Raw genomic sequence first — 15742 nt, 5'->3', positions numbered from 1 at the left:
ACAAAGGATCAATACTGACGCACCGTCGCGCAGCACTTCGTACCTTGCACCTGACGGTTCGTTCCCTTCGAGAGTGAGGAAGTCCATGAAGAAATCCCTGCGGTGGGGCGCAGCCGTCGCGATGGCGACAGCGGCGACCATGACACTCGCGTCCTGTGGATTCGGCGGCGGCTCCGGCGGCGGATCGTCCAGCGGTGCGCAAAGCCTGGACCTCATGGTCGCGAGCTATTCGGACAACACCAAGGCCGAGTGGCAGCAGATCATCAAAGACTTCGAGGCGAAGAACAGCGGCATCACCGTCAACCTCGACGTCGAGTCGTGGACGGACATCAACAACGTCATCAAGACGCGCATCCAGGCCGGCAAGCAGCCGGACATCCTGAACATCGACGCCTTCGCCGGATTCGCGGCGGACGACCTGCTCTACCCGGCCAAGGACATCGTCTCGTCGAAGACGCTCGACGACTTCCAGTCGGCGTTCGCCAAGAACGCGTCGATCGACGGCACCCAGTACGGCCTGCCGTTCATCGCCTCCGCCCGCGCACTGTTCTACAACAAGGACCTGTTCGCCAAGGCGGGCATCACCGACCCGCCCAAGACGTGGGCGGAGTTCGAGACGGATGCCGGCAAGCTCAAGGCGGCGGGCGTCACCGGATACGGGATGCCCCTCGGCAGCGAGGAAGCCCAGGCCGAGACCGCCATCTGGTTCTACGGAGCAGGCGGAGGGTACGGCGACGCGAAGAAGCTGACCATCGACAGCTCGGAGAACGTCGACGGCGCCACCGAGATGCAGAAGATCATCAACTCCGGTGTGACGGAGGCGAACCCCGGTTCGACCAACCGCACCCCGCTGATGAACGTCTTCATCCAGGGCCAGATCGGGATGCAGATCGGCCTCCCGCCGATCGTCGGCCAGATCAAGGACAAGAACCCGAGCCTCAAGTACGGCATCGCTCCCATCCCCACCAAGGACGGTTCAGCGTTCACGCTCGGCGTCGCAGACCACCTGATGGCCTTCAAGGGCAAGACGGACAAGACGGCCTCGATCAAGAAGTTCCTCGACTACTTCTACTCGGCGGACGTCTACACCAAGTGGGTCGGCGCGGAGGGCTTCCTGCCCACCACCAAGTCCGGCGCGGACGCGATGGCCTCCGACGAGACCATCAAGCCGTTCCTCGACCTGCTGCCGAACGCCAAGTTCTACCCATCCACCAACCCCAACTGGGCAGCAGCGCAGGGGGCGATCCAGAGCCAGATCGGTCAGCTCGGTCAGGGTGCCAACCCGGCAGACCTGCTGAAGTCGATCCAGGCGAAGGCCGACGGGCAGTAGTCAGCGCGGCATGAGTCACACCATCGAAACGACCAAGACGGGGGCGGCCACCGGCCGTCCCCGTCGCGGGGCGTCGCAGAAACCGCAGGGCACGGGTGCCCGTGACCTGGCGAACGCGGTCCCCTGGACGCTGCCCGCCCTCATCCTGATCTTCGGCGTGGTGCTGTTCCCCGCCGGCTACATGATCTTCAACTCCACCAGGAAGATCTCGGTCGCCGGAGTCGACCACGGCTCCGTCGGTTTCCAGAACTACCTCACGGTGCTCAACCGGCCCGAGCTGCCTGGCATCCTGTTCAACACGCTGCTCTGGGTCGCGTCCGTGGTGGTGCTGACCGTCGTGATCTCGCTCGCGCTCTCGCAGTTCCTGAACAAGAACTTCCCCGGCAGGCAGTGGGTGCGGATGGCCATCCTCATCCCGTGGGCGGCCAGCGTGGTGATGACCACGACCGTCTTCGTCTACGGCCTCGACCCGTTCTACGGCATCATCAACAAGTTCCTGGTGGATGTGCACCTGCTCGCCGAGCCGTTCGGCTTCACCAAGGAGCCGGTCCCGGCGTTCCTCTCTTCTATCGCGATCGCGGTGTTCGTCTCCCTGCCGTTCACCACGTACACGCTGCTCGCGGGTCTCGCGGGCATCCCGGGCGACATGCTCGAGGCGGCGAAGATGGACGGCGCCGGCGCTGCTCGCACGTACTTCGGCGTCACGCTCCCGAACCTCCGCAACGCCATCGCCCTCGCCAGCCTCATCAACATCATCAACGTCTTCAACAACCTGCCCATCCTGAAACTGATGACAGGGGCGATCCCCGGCTACAAGGCGGACACCACGACGACGTACATGTTCAAGCTGCTGCAGAACGAGCAGCGGATCGACCTGTCGAGCGCGCTCAGCGTGATCAACTTCCTGATCGTGCTCGTGGTCGTGGCGCTCTACCTGTGGATCGTCAAACCCATGAAGGAGGTCTCGTGAGCGTCCAGGCCCCCAGCATCGCCGCCCCGGTGGCGCCCCAGCCGCGCCGCCGCCGTCCCGCCGAGAACCGGTTCACCGGCAGACTCGCCGGCCGGATGGTCGCCGGTCTCGTGATCGCGCTGATCTTCATCGCGCCGTACCTGATCATGCTGGTCGGCTCGTTCAAGAGCCGCAACAACATCCTGACGGTGCCTCCGACCTACCTGCCGACCACCTGGCACCCGGAGAACTACCTCACGATGTGGTCGACGCCGGAGACGCCGCTGCCCGAGAACCTCATCTCGACCATCGTGATCTCGGTCTTCGCGACGGCGCTCGTGCTGCTGGTCTGCGTGCCTGCGGCCTATTACACGGCCCGGTTCCGGTTCCCGGGGCGCGGGGTGTTCCTCTTCCTCGTGATCGTCACCCAGATGCTGCAGCCGACGGTGCTCGCGACCGGCCTCTTCAAAGAGATGGTCGCCCTCGGCATCAACGACACCTGGCTGGCGATGATCCTCGTCAACGCGGCCTTCAACCTGGCGTTCGCGATCTGGATCATGCACAACTTCTTCGCGGGAGTGCCCAAAGAAGTGGACGAGGCCGCCCAGCTCGACGGCGCAGGCAAATGGACCGTGCTCTTCCGGGTGCAGCTGCCCCTGGTCTGGCCAGGCATCGTGACGGCCATCATCTACACGTTCGTCGCATCCTGGAACGAGTTCGCGGCGAGCCTGGTCATCCTGTCGACGGACGCCAACCAGCCGCTCTCTGTGGCCCTCACCAAATTCGTCGGCCAGTACGACGCCGCCTGGCAGTACGTCTTCGCGGTGTCGATCGTGGCGGTCATCCCGGTGGTGGTGCTGTTCATGCTCATCGAGAAACGACTCGTGGGCGGACTCACGCAGGGCAGCGTGAAGTAGACCGGTGGGGGTGCCCGCGCGTGTGGCGCGATGCGGGCGCCTCCCACCTGGGGTGTAAGGGTGCTTCGGAGCCGGCCATGCTATCTCTGGGTGCTATGGCAGTTGTGGATGACGGGCTCCGTCGCATCCGGATGTGGAACGAGTGGGGACACCCGTGGCCGCTCTGGGAGGACGGACCAGTGTCGCCGGACGACCTCGGCATAGGCCAACCGCTTGCCGCGCGACTTCATGCGTGGCGCGCTCGATGGGAACACCTGCAGGATCCCGCCATCGGATGGACAGAGCCGACCGCGCAGGACGAGTGGGAGGCCCAGGGGAACGCTTTGTTCGACGAACTCCAGCGCGAGACGCGGGGCGTGGCCGTGATCGTGCCCTGCTACCTGGCAGCGGAGGGGTGGTAAGCCAGCACGAGCTCGCCACCCCTCCGCTGCAAGGCCGCCCAGCAGTTGTGACGGTCATCCCACGTGCGCACACGCCCCGCGGAGAGTACGATCGCGGCGAACACACAGACCGGGGTCGGCAGACTGGGACTATGAGCGTGAGAGAGCGGCTCGGCGTGCTCGCCGAGAGGGGTACCGCATCGCCGTCGCGGATTCGCGTGGCCGGGCGCGAGTATCGCTGGTGGGTGGTCGTCCTGGCCGTGTTCGTCGCATCCCGGGTGTTCACCACGACGCTGATGGTGACCTTGTACGTCGCGGCGACGGTCGGTGAGTGGCATTTCGCCAGCTCGCGCACCGAGCCCAGCTTCTGGACGTTCTCCGGGTCGTGGGATGCGTCCTATTACCGGAAGATCGCCGAGGGCGGGTACCCGACGACGCTTCCGACCGACGACAGCGGGCACGTGCAGCAGAACTCGTGGGCGTTCCTGCCGCTGTTCCCCGCCATCGCCCGCGGGCTCATGTTCGTCACCGGGCTCGGGTTCTACCCGGCCGCCGTCATCGTCGCCACGGTGTTCGGCGCCGCGGCGACGCTTGTGCTCTACCGGCTGGTCGCATCCAGGGTCGGCGCGTCGAACGCGCTCTGGGCGGCCGTGCTGTTCTGTTTCGGACCGCTCTCGTTCGTGCTGCAGATCGCGTACGCGGAGAGCCTGTTCTTCTTCCTGATGTTCGCGGCGCTGTGGGCGATGATGGCGAGGCGGTACTGGCTGGTCATCCCGTTCGGCGTGGCGGCCGCGTTCACCAAACCGGGGGAGCTGGCGCTGCCGCTCGCGCTCGGGATCGTGTTCCTGGTGCGCCTGGTCGTCGCCCGGCGCGGACAGGAGGCATTCGGCTGGCGGGAGCGGATCGCGATGATCGTGGCGGGGGGAGTGACGGCGGTGGCCGGGCTCGCCTGGCCGTTGATCGCATCCGTCGTCACCGGATACGCGGACGCGTACGTCGAGACCGAGCTGTCGTGGTGGACCGGGTTCATCGGGCGGGTCGCCTTCGTGCCGCTGACACCGTGGTTCCTGTTCACCTGGAAGTACGCGAACGTGATCGGGGCACTGCTGGTGGTGGCCGCGATCGGCGGTTTCGCCTGGCTGCTCAGCAGGCCGAGTGTCCGCGCGCTCGGCACGGAGGTCGTGGCGTTCGCGGCGAGCTACGGGCTCTACCTGTTCGCGGTGTTCCTGCCGCAGCAGAGCCTGTTCCGTCTGCTGATGCCGCTGGCGCCGCTCGCGGGTTCGCCGGCGCTCGCCGCCAATAAACGGGTCAGGATGATCGTGCTGATCTGCGGGATCGCCCTGCAGCCTGTCGCCCTGCTGCTGCTCTGGTTCCTCGGCTACCCCTGATCGAGGTCAGGAGCTGACGCGTTCCCGCCAGCGCACCTCCGGCACGCGGCGGAAGTTCGTCCCCGCCGCCTCCCAGTGCTCCGCGAGGTCGGCGACGCGCTCGGCGAAGTCGTCGAAGTCGCGGGCCGTCTCCACCGCATCCGTGTCGGACGGTGCGGGCGACCAGCCGATCTCCGCCACCGCGGCGAGGCGGGGGAACACCATCTCCTCGATGTCGGACACGGTCTCCACCGTCTCCGTCCAGAGCGGAGCCTCCACGCCCAGGATGTGCGCCTCGGTGAGGCCCGGGACGATCCGCGCCGGATCCCACTCGTACGACTGTCGCAGCGTGGTCGGGCCGTCCGCCCAGTCCTGGCCGAGGCGGTCGCCCTCCTCGTAGACGATGTCGAGGTATGCGACGTCGGCGGGGGACATGATGACGGAGCCGCCCTGCCGCACGAACGACAGGGTCTCGTCGGCAGCGCTGCCGCGCGGGGTGAGGAAGTCCCAGTACTGGCCGACCGTGCCATCCGGCAGGTCGCCGCTCTTCCCCATCTCGTGCCAGCCGGCCGGGATCTTGCCGTGGCGGGCGACCGTCGCTGCTGCGTCGGCGATGAAGGCGAGGAAGTCGGCGGGGTCCGTGCTCTGGCACTCGTCCCCGCCGATGTGCAGGTACGGCCCCGGCGTGAGCGCGGCGACCTCGCGCACGACGTCGTCGACGAAGCGCGCCGTCGTCTCGTCGCCGGAGAGGAGGGTGCTGAAGCCGACCTTCGACCCGGTGTACAGGGCGGGGGAGACGCCGTTGGCGTTCAGCTCCGGATACGAGGCGAGTGCCGCGTTGGTGTGACCGGGCATGTCCAGTTCGGGGACCACCGTGACGTGCCGCTCCGCCGCGTACGCCACCAGATCGCGGAACTCGTCCTGCGTGTAGAAGCCGCCATCGCTGCCGTCGCTCCCGGTCGACCCGCCGTGCGCTGTGAGGTTCGGCCAGCTGTGGATGTGGATGCGCCACCCCTGGTCGTCGGTCAGGTGCAGGTGCAGGTGGTTGACCTTGAGGAGCACGATCGCGTCGATGAAACGCTTGACCGCATCCGGGGTGAAGAAGTGCCTCGCGACGTCGAGCATCGCACCGCGGTACGCGTACCGGGGGTGGTCGACGATGCGGACGGCGTCGATGGTGAGCGGGTCGGACCCGCACTCGGCGGGGACAAGCTGCCGCAGGGTCTGGACGCCCCAGAACGCGCCGGCGGTGGTCGCCGCTCCGATGCGGACGCCCTCCGCGGCGACCTCGAGCGCGTAGCCCTCGGCGTCGTGGCCGTCCGGCGCCTCGTCGTCCGCGATGACGATGGCGATGTCTCCGAACGCCGGAGGCTCGTGCACGACGGTGAGGCTGCGGCTGCAGTCGGAGGCGAGCTCAGAGCGGAGCAACTCGGCGACGGAGGAGGCTCCAGGGCCTGCGACGCTGATCCGCGCATCCGGTGCGAGGGTGAACGGCGCGGAATCGACGGACTCGAGCATCGCCGGGCGGGGGATGACCACGCGTTCTCCTTCAACTGAGTATGCGTTGGGTGCTTGGTGTGGTGACGGCCGTCGTTGCCCGCCCCTCCGGTCGGCCACCTGCGAGTATTGCAGCCCTCCTAACAAACGGCAAGGGTTCGCCTCCCAGCCGCCCTTTGCTATGCTTGCTCGCGTCGCGACTGGCGCTCAAATGGTCACCATTGGGGAGCGACGAATGCCCAGCGAAACGGGCGGATCGGCCGCGCGCCTGGGTCGATACGGGAAACATCCCACCCGTCTGCGTTCACTGCTGAGTTGCATTTATAAGGAGCCGGTTTTGACTGACACACTCCCATCCACGTTCACGGCCCCGCTCGCGGAGGTCGACCCGGAGATCGCAGAGGTCCTGGCGCTCGAGCTCGGCCGCCAGCGCGACTACCTCGAAATGATCGCGTCCGAGAACTTCGTGCCGCGCGCGGTGCTCGAATCCGTCGGATCCGTGCTCACCAACAAGTACGCCGAGGGCTACCCCGGCCGCCGGTACTACGGCGGCTGCGAGTACGTCGACATCGCCGAGCAGCTGGCGATCGACCGCGCGAAGAGCCTTTTCAAGGCCGAATACGCCAACGTCCAGCCGCACTCCGGCGCGAGCGCCAACGCGGCCGTGCTGTCCGCCATCGCGACGCCGGGCGACACCATCCTCGGTCTGGAGCTCGCCCACGGCGGCCACCTGACCCACGGCATGAAGCTCAACTTCTCCGGCAAGCTCTACAACGCCGTCTCGTACGGCGTCGACCCCGAGACCTTCCTCGTCGACATGAACGTCGTGCGCGACAAAGCGCTCGAGCACAAGCCGCAGGTCATCATCGCCGGCTGGTCCGCATACCCGCGTCACCTCGACTTCGCCGCGTTCCGCGCGATCGCCGACGAGGTCGGCGCGAAGCTCTGGGTGGACATGGCGCACTTCGCCGGTCTCGTCGCCGCGGGCATCCACCCGTCGCCCGTCCCGTTCGCCGACGTCGTGTCGTCGACGGTGCACAAGACCATCGGCGGCCCGCGTTCCGGCTTCATCGTCTCCCGCGACATGGAGCTCGCCAAGAAGCTCAACTCCAACGTCTTCCCCGGCCAGCAGGGCGGCCCGCTGATGCACGTGATCGCCGCGAAGGCGACCGCGTTCAAGCTCGCGGCGACCGACGAGTTCCGCGACCGCCAGGAGCGCACCGTCCGCGGCGCGCAGATCCTGGCCGACCGCCTGACGGCGGAGGACTCCCGCGCCGGTGGTGTGGATGTGCTCACCGGAGGCACCGACGTGCACCTCGTGCTCGCCGACCTGCGCAACTCGCAGCTCGACGGCCAGCAGGCGGAGGACGTGCTGCACGAGGTCGGCATCACGGTCAACCGCAACGCCGTCCCGTTCGACCCGCGCCCGCCGATGGTGACCTCTGGTCTCCGCATCGGCACCCCGGCGCTCGCGACCCGCGGCTTCGGCGACGTGCAGTTCACCGAGGTGGCCGAGATCATCGCAGCAGCGCTCCAGCCCGGCGCGGACACCGCATCCCTCCGCAGCCGTGTCGACGCGCTCACCGCCGCGTTCCCGCTCTACCCCGGCCTGACCCCGTCCGGCCAGGACGCGTTCCCGGTCGAGCTCCCCTCCTCCATCTAGCACCGGCCCACCTCCCGCAGTAGTCGAATCGGGACCTCTGCACGCGGCACGCCGTCGGCGGGCGTGCACAGGTCCCGGCTCGACGGCGTCACAACGTTAGGAGCGCGGATGAGCGCACAGATTCTGGACGGAAAGAAGACAGCGGCCGCGATCAAGGCGGAGCTGAAGGAGCGCGTCAGCGTGCTGCGCGAGCAGGGCGTCGTGCCCGGGCTCGGCACGATCCTGGTCGGCGACGACCCCGGATCGCAGTGGTACGTCGCCGGCAAGCACCGCGACTGCGCGGAGGTGGGCATCTCGTCCATCCGCCGCGACCTGCCCGCCGACATCTCGCAGGCCGAGCTCGAGGCCGTGATCGAGGACCTCAACGGCGACCCGGACTGCACCGGCTTCATCGTGCAGCTCCCGCTGCCGCCGCACATCGACACCGACGCGATCCTCGAACTGGTCGACCCGGCCAAGGATGCCGACGGCCTGCACCCGACCAACCTCGGCAGGCTCGTCCTCAACGTCAACCGCCCGATCACCACGCCTCTGCCGTGCACGCCCCGCGGCGTCATCGAGCTGATGCTGCGTCACGGCATCGAACTGGCGGGCAAGGACGTGGTCGTCGTCGGTCGCGGCGTGACCGTCGGCCGCGCGATCGGCTCGCTGCTGACCCGCCGCGAGATCAACGCCACCGTCACGCTCACCCACACCGGAACGGTCGACCTGGATGCGCACCTCAAGCGCGCAGACGTGATCGTCGCCGCCGCCGGTGTCGCCGGCCTGGTCACCGCGGACAACGTGAAGCCGGGCGCGATCGTCCTGGATGTCGGCGTGAGCCGCATCGACGACCCGGAGACCGGCAAGAGCCGCGTGGCCGGGGATGTGGCGCCTGAGGTGGCGGAGGTCGCCGCCTGGGTGTCCCCGAACCCTGGAGGCGTCGGCCCGATGACGCGCGCTCTGCTGCTGCAGAACGTGGTGGAGTCCGCGGAGCGCTCCCTGCGATGAGCGACAGGACGCATCCGGCCGTCGAAGCGGTCGAGGCTGCCCTGCTCGCGGCGGGTGTCGAGCCGCGCGTGCGCTGGTTCGAGTCCGCGACGCCCACGGCGGTCTCCGCCGCGGCCGAGCTGGGCGTCGTGGTCGGCGCCATCGCGAACTCGCTGGTCTTCACCATCGACGACGAGCCGCTACTCGTGATGACCTCGGGCGCGCACCGCGTCGACACCGCCTTCCTGGGGGAGCGGCTCGGCGGGCGCATCCGGCGTGCCGACGCCGACACGGTGAAGGCCGCGACCGGCCAGACCATCGGCGGTGTCGCGCCGGTCGGGCACCCGGCGCCGCTGCGCACGGTGGTGGATGTGGCGCTCGCCGGATACCCGGAGGTGTGGGCCGCCGCCGGTCACGCGCACACGGTGTTCCCGACCACGTTCGAGGAACTGGTGCGCATCACCGGCGGAACTCCCGGCCCGGTCGCGGAGTAGCCTGCACGCTCCACCGCGCGATGATTCCTTCGAATCATAAATCGTATACGGTATGGTATCTTGGCTGCGAGCATGTCAGCTCGTACAGACAACGACGTCGAACCAAGGAGAACCTTTCCATGACAAGGCCGCATCCCAGCGCCCCCGACGGCGCGACCGCATCCGGTCAGCACTTCACCCCCACCGGCAGCTTCGCCGCCCAGACCGACCGGCGCCGCGTGGTCTTCGCGACCGTCGTCGGCACGACGGTCGAGTGGTACGACTTCTTCATCTACGCCTCGGCCGCCGGGCTCGTCTTCGGTCAGCTGTTCTTCGAACCGGCCGGACCGCAGATCGCCACGGTGCTGTCGTTCCTCACCGTGGGCATCAGCTTCCTGTTCCGCCCGCTCGGGGCATTCATCGCCGGGCACCTCGGCGACAAGTACGGGCGACGCCTCGTGCTGATGATCACGCTCATTCTGATGGGCGTCTCGACGGCGCTGGTGGGTCTGCTGCCGACCTACGCCGCCATCGGGATCGCCGCGCCGATCCTGCTGATCTTCCTGCGCATCCTGCAGGGCATCTCGGCGGGCGGCGAGTGGGGCGGTGCTGTGCTGATGGCCGTCGAGCACGCGCCGACCGCGCGCCGCGGGCTGTTCGGTGCATCGCCGCAGATCGGTGTTCCGCTCGGCCTGCTGCTGGCGTCGGGGACGATGGCGCTCATGGCACTGATCGCGCCGGGCGACGCCTTCCTGGTCTGGGGCTGGCGCGTGCCGTTCCTGCTCTCGGTGGTGCTCATCGTGATCGGCTACTACATCAGGAAGCGCGTGGACGAGAGCCCGGTCTTCCAGGAGATCGCGGCCCGCAAGGAGCAGACCCGCACCCCCATCGTCGCGCTCTTCAAGCGGCACGCGCTGCTGGTCGTCATCGCCGCGCTGATCTTCGCGGGCAACAACGCGGTCGGCTACATGACCACCGGCGGGTACATCCAGAACTACGCGACCAACCCGGATGGGCCGATCGGCCTCGACCGCGGACCCGTGCTGTGGGCGGTCACCGGCTCGGCGGTGACCTGGCTGCTGTCGACCTGGTATGCGGGCTGGCTGAGCGACAGGATCACCAGGCGCACGACGTACATCGTGGGCTGGGTGCTGCAGCTCGCCGGGGTGTTCGCGCTGTTCCCGCTCGTGAACACCGGCAACGTGTGGCTGCTGTTCCTCGGTGTCGCGCTCCTGACGATCGGGCTCGGCTTCACCTACGGGCCGCAGGCGGCGTACTACGCCGAGCTGTTCCCCGCATCCGTGCGGTTCTCCGGCGTCTCGATCTCGTACGCGATCGGCGCGATCCTGGGCGGTGCGTTTGCGCCCACCATCGCGACGGCGCTGGTGCAGGCGACGGGGTCGACGTTCGCCGTCACCCTCTACCTGGCGGGCATGACCGTGATCGGCCTGCTGGCGACACTGCTGCTGCGCGACCGCAGCGGCATCCCGCTCGGCCCCGACCACGAGCGCGAGCAGGCCGCCTCCCCGATCTACGGCCTCCGCTGAGCCTGGCCCCAGCCCGTTCCGAAGCCGTCGAGCCGGGACTTGTGTACGGCCGCCCCCGGCGTGTCGCGTACAGAAGTCCCGGCTCGATTATTTGTGGGCGGCGACGTGGGAGAGGTAGGCGGCGGCGTTGTCGAGGAGGTGGGCGCGCTCGTCGTCGGTGAGGGGGCGCCGGACCTTCCCGGGAAGGCCGGCGACGAGGGAGCCGGGCGGGATGACGGCTCCCTCCAGGACCAGCGTGCCGGCGGCCAGGAGGGAGCCGGCGCCGATGACGGCTCCGTTGAGCACGGTGGCGTGCATCCCGACCAGCACGCCGTCCTCGATGGTGCAGCCGTGCAGCACGGCGTTGTGGCCGACGGACACGTCGGTGCCGACGGTGAGCGGGAAACCGGCGTCGACGTGGCAGGAGACGTTGTCCTGCAGGTTGCTGCGCTCGCCGATCCGGATGTCCTCCGCCTCGGCCCGCAGCACCGCGTTGTACCAGACGCTGGAGTCCGCGGCGAGGTGCACCCGCCCGGCGAGCACGGCGCCGTGGGCGACGAAAGCGGTGTCGTGGACCTCGGGGGCCGAGCCGTCGGCGAGGGTGATGCGAGTCATGCCGTCAGCATAACCAGCGGAGCCAGCCGGGTCGGCGGGGTCAGCGCTGGTCGTCGACCAGGATGAAGCGGTCGCGCACCACGCGTTTCTTCGGCGTGCCGTGCTTCCCGCTCACGTCGAGGGCTGCCCGCACCTCGTCCAGGATGCTCGGCGGGAGCGCGAGCGGTGCCTCGTCCGGCTGATCGACGGTGCCGGGCGGGTAGTCGACGCCCGGGGTGGTGGACATCTCCACGTGGGCGCCGAGCACCGTCTCGATGCGCGGCTTCGTCGCATCCCGGAACCGGATGAGCCTGTCGATGGTCTGCACGAACTGGGCGCGGTCGCGCACGTAGAGGTTGCCTGGGCAGACCGTGTCCCCGGTGAACAGGATGCGCGTCGCCCTGTCGTAGTAGACGACCGCGGACGGCTCGTGGCCGGGTGCGCCGATCACGTCGATGACGCGGCCGCCGAGGTCGAACGGGACGACGGCATCCGGCCAGGACGGGAAGCCGAAGAAGGCGATCACCTCGGCGGGGGTGGTGCCGACCACGGTCGTCCCCGGCCGTGCGGCGAGGAGGGCGTCGCCCGCGATGTGGTCGCCGTGCGCGTGCGTGTGCGCCACCACCAGTTCGTACGGCCGGGCGAACCGGGCGGGATGCTTGCGCAGCCAGGTCTCGATCGCGCCGTCGACGGCTCCGCGCAGCGCGAAGACACGCTCGTCGCTCGTCGCTCCGGTGTCGAAGAGGATCGCCCGGTCGCGGCCGAAGAGGAGGAACAGGAACGGCGCTTCCCAGTGGGAGGCCTTCGGCTGGCGGAGCTGGACAGTGTCGGGGTCGAGCCAGGTGACGTCGGCAGCGGTCATACCGTCAATTCTCGCGCTTCGCGCCCTCCGATGCGCTGACGGTGAACAGATCGGGCTGCCCGAATCCGTGCTCGGCGAATGCACCGTCGAGGGCGACGAGCACGCGGCTCATCGCGTCGGACGGGACGAGCGCGATGGCGGAGCCGCCGAAGCCGCCGCCGGTCATGCGCGCGCCGATGGCGCCGTTGGCCTGCGCTGTCTCCACGGCGAGGTCGAGCTCTGGCACCGAGATCTCGAAGTCGTCGCGCATGGACCGGTGCGAGGCGTCGAGGAGTTCGCCGATGGCGGCAGGGCCGTGCTCGCGCAGCGTGCGCACGGTGTCGAGGACACGCTGGTCCTCCGTCACGACGTGGCGGACGCGGCGGAAGGTCACGTCGTCGAGGAGTTCGCGGGCGCGGTCGAGGTCGGCCACGCTCACGTCGCGCAGCGATTCGACGCCGAGCGCTGCGGCCCCCGCCTCACAGGATGCGCGGCGGTCGGCGTACCCACCCGTGGCGTGCGAGTGCTCCACGCCGGTGTCGATGATCAGCATCTCCAGCCCGGCCGCCTCGAGACCGAGCGGCACGACCTGCGCGTCCAGCGTGCGGCAGTCGAGGAAGACGACGGAGTCGCGTTCGCCGAGCAGGGAGGCGGACTGGTCCATGATCCCGGTCGGCGCACCGACGGCGACGTTCTCCGCCCGCTGGCCGACCTTCGCCAGCGTCTGCCTGTCCAGGCCGAGCTGCCAGACCTCGTTGAGGGCCACAGCGACCGCACTCTCGATGGCCGCTGACGACGAGAGTCCGGCGCCGACGGGGACGTTCGAGTCGATGAGCACGTCGAAGCCGGGGACGGCATCCAGGTCCGCGCCGAACTCGCCGAGAGCCCAGGCGACGCCGAGCGGGTACGCCGACCAGCCGGAGAGCACCTCCGGACCGAGGTCGGCGAGGTCGATCTCGACCAGTTCGTCGGCGAACGAGCTGCCCACCCGCACGATGCGGTCGTCGCGGAGCCCGAGGGCGGCGACGGTGCGGCGGTTGATCGCCAGCGGAAGCACGAAGCCCTCGTTGTAGTCGGTGTGCTCGCCGATCAGGTTGACGCGGCCGGGGGCGGACCAGACGCCGTCGGCATCCCTGCCGAAGATCTCGGCGAAGCTGTCGCGGGTGTCCTGGCGGAGGTCGGTCATCGGTCGGCCTTTCTGGGGGTGAGTCCGGTGATTCCCGCGGGCAGCTCGCCGGCGGGATCGTCCCTGTCGGCGCGGGCGACGGCATCCCGGAGTCGTTCGGCTGCCTGCTCCGGCGGGATGTCGCCGATCCAGGCGCCCATCGCCGACTCGGATCCCGCGAGGAACTTCAGCTTATCCGCGGCTCTCCTCGGCGAGGTGATCTGCAGCATCAGCCGGATCTCGTCGCGCCGCACCCCGACCGGCGCCTGGTGCCACGCGGCGATGTACGGCGTCGGGCTGTCGTAGAGCGCATCCACCCCCCGCAGCACGCGGAGGTAGAGGGTGGCGAGCTCGTCGCGCTCGTCCGCGGACGTCTCGGTGAAGTCGGCGACGTGGCGGTGCGGCAGCACGTGGATCTCGATGGGCCAGCGGGCGGCGAACGGCACGAACGCCGTCCAGTGCTTCCCGGACAGGATGACGCGCTCGGAGGCGCGCTCGCGTTCCAGGATGTCGGCGAACAGGGTGGGCCCGTACGCGTCCAGGGACCGGATGAGCGCCGTGGTGCGCGGCGTGATGTACGGGTACGAGTAGATCTGGCCGTGAGGGTGGTGCAGGGTTACGCCGATCGCCTCCCCACGGTTCTCGAATGGGAACACCTGGCGCACGCCGGGCAGGGCGGACAGCGCGGCGGTGCGGTCCGCCCACGCCTCGATGACCGTGCGGGCGCGCGACGGGGTGAGGCTGCCGAAGGATCCGGTGGAGGACGGGCTGAAGCAGACGACCTCGCAGCGACCGACGGAGGTGCGGGTGCGACCGAGGCCGATCGCGGAGAGGTCGTCGAGGCCCTCCGGAGCGTTGTCGTCTTCGAGCAGCGGGCCGAACGACGGCGACTTGTTCTCGAAGACGGCGACGTCGTAGTTGCTCGGCACCTCGGAGAGGTTGGTGGGGGTGGCGGGAGCGAGCGGGTCGAGCTCGGCCGGAGGGAGGAAGACGCGGTTCTGGCGCGCGGCCGCGATCGAGATCCACTCGCCGGTGAGCGGGTCCTGACGCATGGTCGCGGTGGCCGGTCTGGGGGTCGGCTCGCGTAGGTCGGGGCCGCGCTCGGGGGCGAGCGTCGTGTCCGCGTCGTCGTAGTAGATGAGTTCGCGGCCGTCGGCGAGACGGTGGACCTGTTTGGTGATGGCTGGCACGAAGCGTCCCTTTCGGTTTCGAAAGCAAATCTAGTCAGTTGCTTTCGTATTGACAAGTAAACGCAACCACCGGACGATAGCAGCATGGCCGAACCGCTGCCCGCCGCCCTCCGCCGCGAACGGATGCTCGAACTCATCGGGCGGACCGGCTTCGTCCGCGTCGGCGACCTCAGTGAAGCGTTCCAGGTCTCCGACGTCACCGTGCGCAGCGACCTCGACCAGCTCGACGAGCAGCAGAGCATCCGCCGCGTGCACGGGGGCGCCGTCCTCCGCACCCCCGGGATGCGCGAGGCCAGCTTCGAGGAGGCCCTCGAGACCTCGGCGGACGAGAAGCGCCGCATCGCCGCAGCAGCCGCGGCGATGGTGGTCTCCGGCAGCAGCGTCCTCCTCGACGTCGGGACGACAACGGCGGCCATCGCCGCAGCCCTCGCCGCGCGCGACGACCTCGACGACGTGACGGTCATCACCAACGGCCTCACCATCGCGCTCTCGCTGGAGAGCGCCATCCCGCGCTTCCAGGTGGTCGTCACCGGAGGGACGCTGCGCCCGTTGCAGCACTCGCTGGTCGAACCGCTCGCCTCCGCCCTCCTCGACCGGATGCACGCCGACCTGGCCTTCATCGGCTGCACGGGCGTGCATCCCCAGGGCGGCATCACCAACGTGAACCTGCCGGAGGCGGACTTGAAACGCGTGATGGTCGGAGCGGCGGGCCGGGCGGTCGTCGTCGCGGACGGCTCGAAGCTCGGCCGCACCCACCTCGGCCGCATCGCCGGGCTGGATGAGGTGAGCAAGCTGATCACCGGCGAGAGCGCTCCGGAGGCGGAGGTCGCAGCCCTGCGGGCGGCGGGGCTCGCGGTGGTGGTGGCGTGACAATACGCTGA

At 68.9% G+C, this 15742-nt stretch carries 15 protein-coding genes and 1 riboswitch; of the genes, 10 read left to right on the top strand and 5 right to left on the bottom strand.

Going from position 1 to position 15742, the window contains the following annotated elements; genetic code table 11:
* The first annotated feature begins 85 nt into the window (after positions 1 to 85).
* From ACN6M5_RS08485 to ACN6M5_RS08470, 5 genes are all read left to right on the top strand, one after another.
* Positions 86 to 1330 carry an extracellular solute-binding protein gene (locus ACN6M5_RS08485; RefSeq protein ID WP_168689983.1) on the top strand — a complete coding sequence of 415 codons (1245 nt, stop codon included), beginning with the start codon at positions 86 to 88 and terminating at the stop codon, positions 1328 to 1330.
* A gap of 10 nt (positions 1331 to 1340) precedes the next feature.
* A complete protein-coding gene (locus ACN6M5_RS08480; protein WP_434949277.1) occupies positions 1341 to 2300 on the top strand; it encodes a carbohydrate ABC transporter permease in 960 nt (319 codons plus the stop codon).
* Entirely contained in the window at positions 2297 to 3196 is a 900-nt protein-coding gene (locus tag ACN6M5_RS08475) for a carbohydrate ABC transporter permease (protein ID WP_434949276.1), read from the top strand. The genes ACN6M5_RS08480 and ACN6M5_RS08475 overlap by 4 nt, the downstream gene beginning before the upstream one ends.
* Positions 3197 to 3273: 77 nt before the next feature.
* On the top strand, positions 3274 to 3597 hold the full coding sequence (locus ACN6M5_RS19365; RefSeq protein ID WP_518525483.1) for an immunity protein CdiI family protein: 324 nt from the start codon (positions 3274 to 3276) through the stop codon (positions 3595 to 3597).
* A 131-nt stretch (positions 3598 to 3728) separates the two neighbouring features.
* Positions 3729 to 4964 carry a mannosyltransferase family protein gene (locus ACN6M5_RS08470; RefSeq protein ID WP_434949275.1) on the top strand — a complete coding sequence of 412 codons (1236 nt, stop codon included), beginning with the start codon at positions 3729 to 3731 and terminating at the stop codon, positions 4962 to 4964.
* Positions 4965 to 4970: 6 nt separating this feature from the next.
* Here the strand turns inward: ACN6M5_RS08470 and ACN6M5_RS08465 are convergent, their stop codons facing one another.
* The gene (locus tag ACN6M5_RS08465) at positions 4971 to 6482 is read right to left on the bottom strand and encodes a beta-N-acetylhexosaminidase (protein ID WP_434949274.1); all 1512 of its coding nucleotides are present in this window, start codon (positions 6480 to 6482) and stop codon (positions 4971 to 4973) included.
* Between the two features lie 144 nt (positions 6483 to 6626).
* Positions 6627 to 6721, top strand: a riboswitch (ZMP/ZTP riboswitch).
* Between the two features lie 56 nt (positions 6722 to 6777).
* Between ACN6M5_RS08465 and glyA the strand changes: the two genes are divergently transcribed.
* The 4 genes from glyA (at position 6778) to ACN6M5_RS08445 (ending at position 11092) form a co-directional block, all read left to right on the top strand.
* Complete coding sequence (gene glyA, locus ACN6M5_RS08460; RefSeq protein WP_085371039.1) at positions 6778 to 8103, top strand: serine hydroxymethyltransferase; 1326 nt, start codon at positions 6778 to 6780, stop codon at positions 8101 to 8103.
* 108 nt (positions 8104 to 8211) lie between these two features.
* Positions 8212 to 9093 (top strand): bifunctional methylenetetrahydrofolate dehydrogenase/methenyltetrahydrofolate cyclohydrolase, encoded by an 882-nt coding sequence (locus tag ACN6M5_RS08455; RefSeq protein WP_434949273.1) that lies wholly within the window; start codon positions 8212 to 8214, stop codon positions 9091 to 9093.
* On the top strand, positions 9090 to 9566 hold the full coding sequence (locus tag ACN6M5_RS08450) for a YbaK/EbsC family protein (protein ID WP_434949272.1): 477 nt from the start codon (positions 9090 to 9092) through the stop codon (positions 9564 to 9566). Before ACN6M5_RS08455 ends, ACN6M5_RS08450 begins: the two co-directional genes overlap by 4 nt.
* A 119-nt stretch (positions 9567 to 9685) precedes the next feature.
* A complete protein-coding gene (locus ACN6M5_RS08445) occupies positions 9686 to 11092 on the top strand; it encodes an MFS transporter (protein WP_434949271.1) in 1407 nt (468 codons plus the stop codon).
* An 87-nt stretch (positions 11093 to 11179) separates the two neighbouring features.
* On the opposite strand, the gene ACN6M5_RS08440 is transcribed toward ACN6M5_RS08445, so the two are convergent.
* Genes ACN6M5_RS08440 through galT form a run of 4 tightly spaced genes read right to left on the bottom strand, consistent with a single transcriptional unit; the run spans position 11180 to position 14861 of the window.
* Positions 11180 to 11686, bottom strand: a complete 507-nt coding sequence (locus ACN6M5_RS08440; RefSeq protein ID WP_434949270.1) for a gamma carbonic anhydrase family protein — start codon at positions 11684 to 11686, stop codon at positions 11180 to 11182.
* 40 nt (positions 11687 to 11726) lie between these two features.
* Positions 11727 to 12527 carry an MBL fold metallo-hydrolase gene (locus ACN6M5_RS08435; protein WP_434949269.1) on the bottom strand — a complete coding sequence of 267 codons (801 nt, stop codon included), beginning with the start codon at positions 12525 to 12527 and terminating at the stop codon, positions 11727 to 11729.
* Between the two features lie 4 nt (positions 12528 to 12531).
* Positions 12532 to 13692, bottom strand: coding sequence for a galactokinase (galK, locus tag ACN6M5_RS08430; RefSeq protein WP_434949268.1), 1161 nt, complete (start codon positions 13690 to 13692; stop codon positions 12532 to 12534).
* The gene (gene galT / locus ACN6M5_RS08425) at positions 13689 to 14861 is read right to left on the bottom strand and encodes a galactose-1-phosphate uridylyltransferase (RefSeq protein WP_434949267.1); all 1173 of its coding nucleotides are present in this window, start codon (positions 14859 to 14861) and stop codon (positions 13689 to 13691) included. The genes galK and galT overlap by 4 nt, the downstream gene beginning before the upstream one ends.
* 84 nt (positions 14862 to 14945) lie before the next feature.
* Here galT and ACN6M5_RS08420 point away from each other — a divergent pair, with 84 nt between their 5' ends.
* Positions 14946 to 15731, top strand: coding sequence for a DeoR/GlpR family DNA-binding transcription regulator (locus tag ACN6M5_RS08420; RefSeq protein ID WP_434949266.1), 786 nt, complete (start codon positions 14946 to 14948; stop codon positions 15729 to 15731).
* Positions 15732 to 15742 lie beyond the last annotated feature (11 nt).

The sequence above is a fragment of the Leifsonia araucanica genome (genome assembly GCF_051161895.1).
In the GTDB taxonomy this organism is placed as follows: domain Bacteria; phylum Actinomycetota; class Actinomycetes; order Actinomycetales; family Microbacteriaceae; genus Leifsonia.
This window is presented reverse-complemented; position numbering and strand designations above follow the sequence as displayed.